Origin of the sequence: Rothia sp. HMSC064D08, assembly GCF_001809525.1 — a bacterium.
GTDB lineage: Bacteria > Actinomycetota > Actinomycetes > Actinomycetales > Micrococcaceae > Rothia > Rothia dentocariosa.
In genome coordinates this window covers 178,573-186,544 of the sequence record NZ_KV797887.1, presented here as the reverse complement: position 1 = coordinate 186,544, position 7,972 = coordinate 178,573, and the positions used below count along the sequence as shown (strand labels likewise).

The window sequence follows — 7,972 nt, the reverse complement described above, 5'->3', positions numbered from 1 at the left end:
GAATGTCTTCTGAGAACACCGCGGCTCCCCAGACGCCTAAACCCAGCAGTTCGGGCGGCACACTGGACCGTTACTTCAACATTACCGAGCGTGGCTCAACTATCAGCACCGAAATTCGCGGCGGTTTAGCGACCTTCTTCGCCATGAGTTATATTGTGGTGCTCAACCCGCTTATTCTCGGCCTCACGCCCGATTCATCCGGACGTTCCCTCGGCGTGCCGCAGGTTGCCGCCATGACCGCGCTTGTTGCAGGCGTGATGACCATTCTTCTAGGCGTTTACGCCAAACACCCCTTTGCGATGGCGGCGGGACTGGGCGTGAACGCGCTGTTGGCGACCACGATAGCCACGACTCCTAACCTCACCTGGCCGCAGATTATGGGGTTGGTCGTATGGGCGGGCGTGCTCATGACCGCCCTCGTGCTGACCGGTTTCCGCACCGCCGTTTTCGACGCCGTGCCCGAAAGCCTCAAAACCGCAATCGTGGTGGGTATCGGGCTCTTTATCGCCTTTGTTGGGCTGGTGAACGCCGGAATTATTCGCCGTGCAGATACCGGCTCAACCCCTGTCGTGTTCGGTGTTCACGGGCATCTGCTTGGCTGGCCCACTCTCGTGTTCATTGTGGGGCTATTCCTGACCATTATTCTGTATGTTCGTCAGGTGCGCGGTGCTATTCTCTACGGCATGCTCGCATCCACGGCACTTTCGCTTATTCTGGAGGCGGTAGCCCCCTCCGGCAGCGTGCAGGCTAACCCGCTTGGCTGGTCGCTCAACGTGCCCACCTGGGACGGCAGCGGTTTTGGTCTGCCTGATTTTTCGCTTCTGTTCTCCGCAGATCTTTTCGGTGCCTTCAGTTCTTTGGGCGCGATGGCCTCAATTCTGCTGGTGTTTACCATCCTCATTTCGGCGTTTTTCGATGTTATGGGCTCTATCATGGGTATGGCGGTCGAAGCCGGTTCTATTGATGAAAACGGCAAGATCGAAGACATTGACCGTCTGCTTCTGGTAGATGCGCTGGGCGCGGTCGCCGGTGGCGGCACCTCAACCTCAACCAACCAGGTATTCGTGGAGTCGGCAACCGGTATTGGCGCGGGTGCCCGCACGGGCCTGGCAAATGTGGTGACGGGTGCGCTCTTCCTGGGCGCTATTTTCCTCTCTCCCCTGGTGACGATTGTCCCCTTTGAGGCGGTCGCCCCCGCAATGGTGTTCGTCGGGTTCCTGATGGTGCGCCAAGCGGTTAATGTTGATTGGAACGATCTTGCCCTGGGAATTTCGGCCTTCTTGACGATCGTCATCATGCCGCTGTCGTATTCGATTGCGCACGGTATTGGTGCCGGGTTTATTTCGTACACGGTTATCCGTGTGGCGACCGGTCGCGGACGCGAGGTGCACTGGCTCATGTACGTGGTTTCGGCAGTTTTTGCGGTGCATTTCGGAATGGGCCTGATTGAGGGGTGGATGCGTTAGAGCATCTCTTTTCCCTCCCCCATAAAAAGAGCCTTGATCGTGAAAACTTCAGTCACGATCAAGGCTCTTTTTATCACCCATTTTTACCGCTTAAGGCAGAAATACGTCCCCACACCCCGCTAAAGACCTGGGAACTTCCTGTCAGTAGCGCGTTGAGGGTTAAACGTCATAGAATAATGTGGTAACAAAAGCGTCACACCCGCCATGAGGGTTGGACGCTTTTCTTATTGCGGCGCAAACCCGCGCGCGCATCCTACGAGAGTATCTACGGATTTTCACGAATGTCTTCTGAGAACACCGCGGCTCCCCAGGCACACAAGCCCAACGCATCGGGCGGCGCACTGGACCGTTACTTCAAAATCACTGAACGAGGCTCATCTATTTCAGCCGAGATTCGTGGCGGTCTCGCCGCGTTCTTCGCTATGAGTTACATCGTCGTCCTCAACCCCCTGGTGATCGGCACCGGCGCAGACTCGGCGGGAAATACCCTTGGCGTGCCGCAGGTCGCCGCGGTCACCGCGCTCGTCGCCGGCGTGATGACTATCCTCATGGGTGTTATTGCTAAACAGCCTTTCGCGATGGCGGCGGGACTGGGCGTCAACGCGCTGCTGGCGTCCACGATCGCAACCACCCCCGGGCTGACATGGGCAGATATTATGGGCTTGGTGATTATCGCCGGTCTTATTATGACCGTGCTGGTCCTCACCGGCTTCCGCACCGCCGTTTTCGAGGCGGTCCCCGAGAGCCTCAAAACCGCAATCGTGGCGGGAATCGGCTTCTTTATCGCCTTTATCGGACTGGTTGATTCCGGGATTATCCGCCGCATGCCGGATGCCGCAGGAACCACCGTTCCCGTCTCGTTCGGCGTGGGTGGTCACCTACTTGGCTGGCCTACTCTCGTGTTTATTTTCGGTCTTTTCCTCACCATCGCCCTGTTTATCCGCAATGTGCGCGGCGCTATCCTCATTGGCGTAGTGGCATCTACCGCGCTGTCTATCATCCTAGAGGCGGTTTTCCATATCGGCAGCGGCAAAGGAAACCCGACCGGCTGGTCGCTCAACGTTCCCGCGCTCAATAATTTTTCCTTCTCAGCCCCCGATTTCTCGCTTATCGGGTCTGCACGATTCGGCGCGTTCGGCGCTATCGGCGTGCTGGGCGCATCCCTGCTGGTGTTCGCTATTCTGCTCTCGGTCTTCTTTGACGCCATGGGCGTTTCGGTAGGCTTAGCAACCGAAGCGGGCACCATCGATAAGGACGGCAAGGTCGAGAACATTAACGAGGTGCTGCTCGTGGATGCGGTCGGTTCCGTGGTCGGCGGCGGCGCATCCGGCTCTGCGAACCAGATTTTTGTGGAGTCGGCAACCGGTATTGGTGAGGGTGCCCGCACAGGTCTGGCGAATATCGTAACCGGTGTGCTGTTCCTGGTGGCGATTATCGCCTCGCCGCTGGTGACGATCGTTCCCTTTGAGGCGGTCGCCCCCGCTCTGGTAGTTGTTGGGTTCCTGATGGTGCGCCAGGCCGTGCATATCGACTGGCAAGATTGGGGCCTGGGTATCCCGGCGTTCATGACCATTATTTTCATGCCGCTGTCATACTCGATCGCTAACGGTATTGGTGCAGGGTTCGTCTCCTACGCCTTTATCCGCCTGGTTCAGGGTCGCGGGCGCGAGGTGCACTGGCTCATGTACGTGGTGTCGGCGGTGTTCGTTATCTACTTCGGCATGGGTATTATCAACGGTCTCACGCACTAGCGTTGGCTGAAATCCCGGGTATATATCGGGTATAAAAAGGCTCTTTTTGAAGAGAAGCGGCGGAAAACTACGCTTTATTCAAAAAGAGCCTTTTTATACACCTACGGGGGTGTGGATATGCACTCGAAAACGTCAGAAATTTCACGGCTGCAGGTATACAACTTCACCTGTTTTTCCTGGTATTCTTCGCATAGGTTTACTTTCAGGTAAACCCAATTCAGCGCACCTATACACGCAGACAACGCGTTTGAATGCGAGCCAGCCCGCGCCCTCTTGCTCAGAGACGGCGCGGGCTGGCTCAGATTAATCGAGAATTCTACCGTTCGCTTGGGCGGCATAATTCTTTCATAATGCGCTCGGCCCCCTCTTGTGCACGCTCATCCACCACGCCAATATCGCAGGCGTGCAGCAGGTCTGCCGCCACGTGCAGGCGCAGCACCCGCGGAAGGGTAAAAACCTTGCGCAGAATCACGTTCGCCCGCGCGGGAGGGGCAGGTTCCAAACCCCAATTCGGGGCAAACTTTGTGAGGTCCCTGGGCAGAATGTAGGCGTCTATCAGAGGGGTTTTCATCCCCGAAAGTTCGTGCCGAGCCCCGGTGAGCGCGAGCGCATCCGCACCCGTTCGCAGCAAGTCGCTCGTATCGTAGGGTGCCACGTAGTAGTGCGCAGTCATCCCGGTGCGGTGCGTGTACTGCCGGAGTGCATCGAGCCCGCAAGTGCAGAGGATGCGGGCGCGTTCGGCGGCGATGCGGCGCGCATCCGGGGTAAGCAGGTGCCCTCCCCCGTTGAAATAGAGGGCGAGCGCGTCGAAAGATTCCTGCGAGATAACGTCACTCATGGCATAAACATAGCAAACACAGGACTAGTTTTTGAGACTTTCATCAAGGAAGCTCACAATATCCTGTGCCATCTCACGCTCACGAGGACGGCCAATACCGGGTTCCGCTAAAGCTCTGCGCAGCCCCCATGCCAGTCTTGACCTTTGTTTGCCGCTAAGTCCTATCAGGTCTCGGCGTTCAGAGGTTGAAAGCAGGCATACAAGCACCAAAATGTCATGAAGATGGCGTTGTTTATGTGTGTCGCCATTATTCAAAAGGGCTGAGCATTTTTCGTAGAGTGCCCCCAGGGCATCGGGGCGATTCACCAAGAACGTGCGACCCGCGCATTCCACAGCAACTGACGATGTGCGGTCTATGCCAAATTGGGCACCACGAGTCATCAGGACTTTTCCCAGCCCGGAAAAGTCATAGGACAGGGTTTTCTCGGATTGTCCCGAAGGTACCAAAATATCAATTTGAGCTAAGCCTCGCACCCATCGGTGGTTTTGCCCGGAAGCGTTATACCCATCAATGACGAATCCTGTGCTCTTGAGTGCGTGGACGAATTCCCCAATAAGCCGACGTCGAGCGCGAATATTAAGAACAACGTCAATATCTCGGGTTGCCCGAGAGCCCTCATATCCACGCTCACACGCGAGCAACCTCATCATGCTTCCACCGGCGAGGGACCAACCCTGAGGAACTAGATCGGAAATGTCTGCCAACCCAAGCCAGGATTCAAGTTCTGCGCCCTGGGCTGGGATTTTCATCGTTTTCTGGTCATGCACGGTTTATGAGTTCTTTCATCAGGCGTTCCGCTTCCCGCTCGCTTCTCGGGTCTTTGGAAACTAGGAGGTCAACCGCAACGTGCAAGGGACGAATCTTAGGCAACTCTTTGACTGCGCGAAGAATAACGTTGGCATCCTGTGCCGGAACTTCACGCAGTGCGTAGATAAATTTCAGGGATTCGAGATTGTGGGGAGTCACATATGCTTCTACGGTAGCCCCGTAAATTTCCGAATATTCGTGGCTGACACCCGTAAGCGCTAATGTTCGTTCGTCCATCAAGTCATGCAGGTCAGCAGAAGGCACAGCATAGAATTGAAGTTTCGCATCTGCACGCACTGCATACTGCCTAAGAGCTTCTACCCCACGTTCGGAGAGGTTATGTGCACGTTCTTTGGCACGGCGGCGTGCATCGGGGGTAAGGGATGCACTGTTACCGTCAAGATAGGCGGCAAGTTGATTGAAGGATGACATCGAGATTTTGCGCCCATGTGCGGAGTGATGCTCGTGCGGGTTATCTGAAACCATCCACCGCCCGGCGATTTTTTGTCCACTCAAAGATCCTCGTTCAAGGCGTGCACGCACGCTTCGGGGGCTCACCCCGGCGTGCTGGGCATATTCCGCGACCGATATCATGGCAAAAACATACCACAAGAGGAATATTTCTGCCATGCCGCACGATGGGGAAACGCTTAGCTGACCTCGCCATCTAGGTAGTACCAGGTGCCGTTTACTTTCTCGAAGCGGGATTTTTCGTGCATGGCACCTTTCACACGTTCTTCGGCGGGCGTGCCGGGAACTGAGCGGTAGTACGCCGCGAACTCGACCGTGCCCGCCGCATCGAAGGGACCGCCCGAAGAGCCCAGAATATCCAGCCGGTACCAGCGCAGCGTTTCATCCAGCGTTAGCTCGGCGGGGCGCGTGTGCGGGTGCCAGCTTGCCAGCAGGTAGGGCGCATCGTGCAGGGCGAAGGCGGTAAATCGCGAGCGCATCAGAGCCAGCGGCGTGGGCGCGTTCAGGGTTCCGGATGCGGCAAACTCGCCCAGGTACCGCCCGCAGCAGGCACCGTATACCTCGCCACTTGTGCAGGGGCAGCGGGTTTGAGGATCATATAGGGTTGTTTCGCTCATGCACCCCATTCTAAAGGGCTACCAGGTTCGGGCATGCGAGAACCCGCCATCCCGGCGGTCAAACCGGAGAGGGGCGGGTTCTGCACTGTTTTCAATATATTGTGGAGGAAACGAAGCAGAGTTGGTTAGTTCGCGATCGCGCGTGCCGGGGTGTCTGCTGTGGAGGGCTTACCCACGTAGGCGCCGCGGTACTTCGCGGCCGGGTGGGAGTCTGCAACCTTAGTCTGTCCCTTGCCGAACAGGCTTTCGCGCAGGGTCTCACCCTCATAGGAGGTGCGGTAGCGCCCGCGCTTTTGCAGCTCGGGAACCACGAACTCGATGAAGTCCTCGAAGGAGCCGGGCGAAACGTGGTATGCCAGGTTAATACCGTCCAGGCCACCTTCATCAATCCAGCGTTCAAGCTCGTCGGCCACCTGCTGCGGGTCGCCCACAATAACCTCGCCCATACCGCCAATAGTGCAGTGCTCGGCAATATCCTTACGCGTCCACTGCTTATCCTTGGCCTGCAGGGTGAAGGGGGTGAGGAAGGACTGAATCGACTCGGTCTTCACATAGTTGAGTACCTCGTCTTCGTCGAACTGGGAAAGATCCACGCCGGACCAGCCGCCGATAATGGCCTGCGAAGATTCCAGGTTCACGTACTTGCGGTACTCTTCGTACTTTGCCTTCGCCTTCTCTTCGGTTTCGTCCACAATGATGGAGAGCATCGCGAAAACCTTGATTTCGTCGCGGCCGCGGCCGTTCTCTTCGGCACGGTCACGGATACGGTCGGTAATAATGCGGGTCAGATCGGGGCGGAGCGCACCGATAAACACAACTTCGGCATGCTTGCCCGAGAACTTCTGCCCGCGGCTGGATGCGCCCGCCTGGAAAATCACGGGGGTGCGTTGGGGGCTGGGTTCGGTTAGACCCGCACCAGGCACGCTGAAGTACTTGCCCTTGTGCTGAATCGGGTGCACCTTGGCGGGGTCGGCGTAGATGCCCTTCTCGCGGTCTTTGACGACCGCGCCGTCTTCCCAGGAGCCTTCCCAGAGTTTGTAGCAGACATCCAAGAATTCTTCGGCGAGTTCGTATCGGGTATCGTGCTCAATCTGGGTTTCGAGGCCCTGGCATTCGGCGGCGGAGGGCAGGTATGAGGTCACCACGTTAAAGCCCACGCGCCCGTTGGTGAGGTGGTCAAGGGAAGCGTACTTGCGTGCGAGCGTATAGGGCTGCTCGTAGGTGACGGCTGAGGTCACGCCAAAGCCTAGGTGCTCAGTTACGGCAGCCATTGCGGAGATCTGCATGAACGGATCGTTCACGGGCACCTGCGCGCCACCTTCGATAGCGGGTGCGGCGGAGTTCTTGTAAATATCGTAGATGCCCACAACATCGGCTAAGAATACGCCGTCGAAGAAGCCCTTCTCAAGGATCTGTGCCAGGTCGGTCCAGTATTTGATGGTGTTGTACTCGGTAGCGCGGGAGCGGGGGTGGCGCCAGAGGTCGAAGCTCTGGTGACCCACACAGGTCATGTCGAATGCGTTAACTGCGATGCGCTTCTTCTGCTCAGCCATCTACGTTCCTTTCGCGAATGTTCGGGTATTCCTGCACCCCGCGCGCCGCCTCCTTTATAAGTGGTGACCTTCTTGGTGTTCCAAGTCGTGCAGGTGGCGCATTCGCGCCGTACTTGCTTCGTGTCCCTTGAAGCCAGATCATCATCTGGAGCACCCCGCTACGGGAGAGGGTTGCCGCCCGGCTAGCCAGAGCTTTACGCCGGGACTCATAATCCTTGTTTTTGAGTGTATAAGGGGTGTCGTGGTTGGTGCGATATTATGACGAATATTAATGTTTGTGACTGTCGCCCGTAATGTTACGCACCACAAACGCAACGTAAAGACATCTTGCGACATATTCTTGGCGCACCGCGGGCGCTCTGCCCTACCGTTGAAGGGTATTACCCATCCAGAGCGATTGAGAGACCTGGCTCCACGACATCGCAGCAACCCGAGTGCGGGTGCTAACGCCAGGAACGATGGACGTGA

7 protein-coding genes and 2 riboswitches are annotated in these 7,972 nt (G+C 57.1%); of the genes, 2 read left to right on the top strand and 5 right to left on the bottom strand.

The features are described 5' to 3' along the window. Positions 1-2 precede the first annotated feature (2 nt). A complete protein-coding gene (locus HMPREF2625_RS00910; protein WP_070520634.1) occupies positions 3-1,466 on the top strand; it encodes an NCS2 family permease in 1,464 nt (487 codons plus the stop codon). Between the two features lie 281 nt (positions 1,467-1,747). Then, positions 1,748-3,217 carry an NCS2 family permease gene (locus tag HMPREF2625_RS00905; protein WP_004006503.1) on the top strand — a complete coding sequence of 490 codons (1,470 nt, stop codon included), beginning with the start codon at positions 1,748-1,750 and terminating at the stop codon, positions 3,215-3,217. A 316-nt stretch (positions 3,218-3,533) separates the two neighbouring features. Here the strand turns inward: HMPREF2625_RS00905 and HMPREF2625_RS00900 are convergent, their stop codons facing one another. The 5 genes from HMPREF2625_RS00900 to HMPREF2625_RS00880 all read right to left on the bottom strand — a co-directional run bounded on the left by HMPREF2625_RS00900 (position 3,534) and on the right by HMPREF2625_RS00880 (position 7,504). Further along, positions 3,534-4,055, bottom strand: coding sequence for a hypothetical protein (locus HMPREF2625_RS00900; protein ID WP_070520630.1), 522 nt, complete (start codon positions 4,053-4,055; stop codon positions 3,534-3,536). Between the two features lie 24 nt (positions 4,056-4,079). Next, entirely contained in the window at positions 4,080-4,823 is a 744-nt protein-coding gene (locus HMPREF2625_RS00895) for a hypothetical protein (RefSeq protein ID WP_070520628.1), read from the bottom strand. Next, positions 4,816-5,475, bottom strand: coding sequence for a hypothetical protein (locus tag HMPREF2625_RS00890; protein WP_246826567.1), 660 nt, complete (start codon positions 5,473-5,475; stop codon positions 4,816-4,818). The genes HMPREF2625_RS00895 and HMPREF2625_RS00890 overlap by 8 nt, the downstream gene beginning before the upstream one ends. 38 nt (positions 5,476-5,513) lie before the next feature. Then, positions 5,514-5,951, bottom strand: coding sequence for a YchJ family protein (locus HMPREF2625_RS00885; RefSeq protein WP_141745398.1), 438 nt, complete (start codon positions 5,949-5,951; stop codon positions 5,514-5,516). 125 nt (positions 5,952-6,076) lie between these two features. After that, the gene (locus tag HMPREF2625_RS00880) at positions 6,077-7,504 is read right to left on the bottom strand and encodes an LLM class flavin-dependent oxidoreductase (protein WP_004006498.1); all 1,428 of its coding nucleotides are present in this window, start codon (positions 7,502-7,504) and stop codon (positions 6,077-6,079) included. A gap of 104 nt (positions 7,505-7,608) precedes the next feature. Next, positions 7,609-7,718: riboswitch (SAM riboswitch) on the bottom strand. A 167-nt stretch (positions 7,719-7,885) separates the two neighbouring features. After that, positions 7,886-7,969: riboswitch (SAM riboswitch) on the top strand. Positions 7,970-7,972 lie beyond the last annotated feature (3 nt).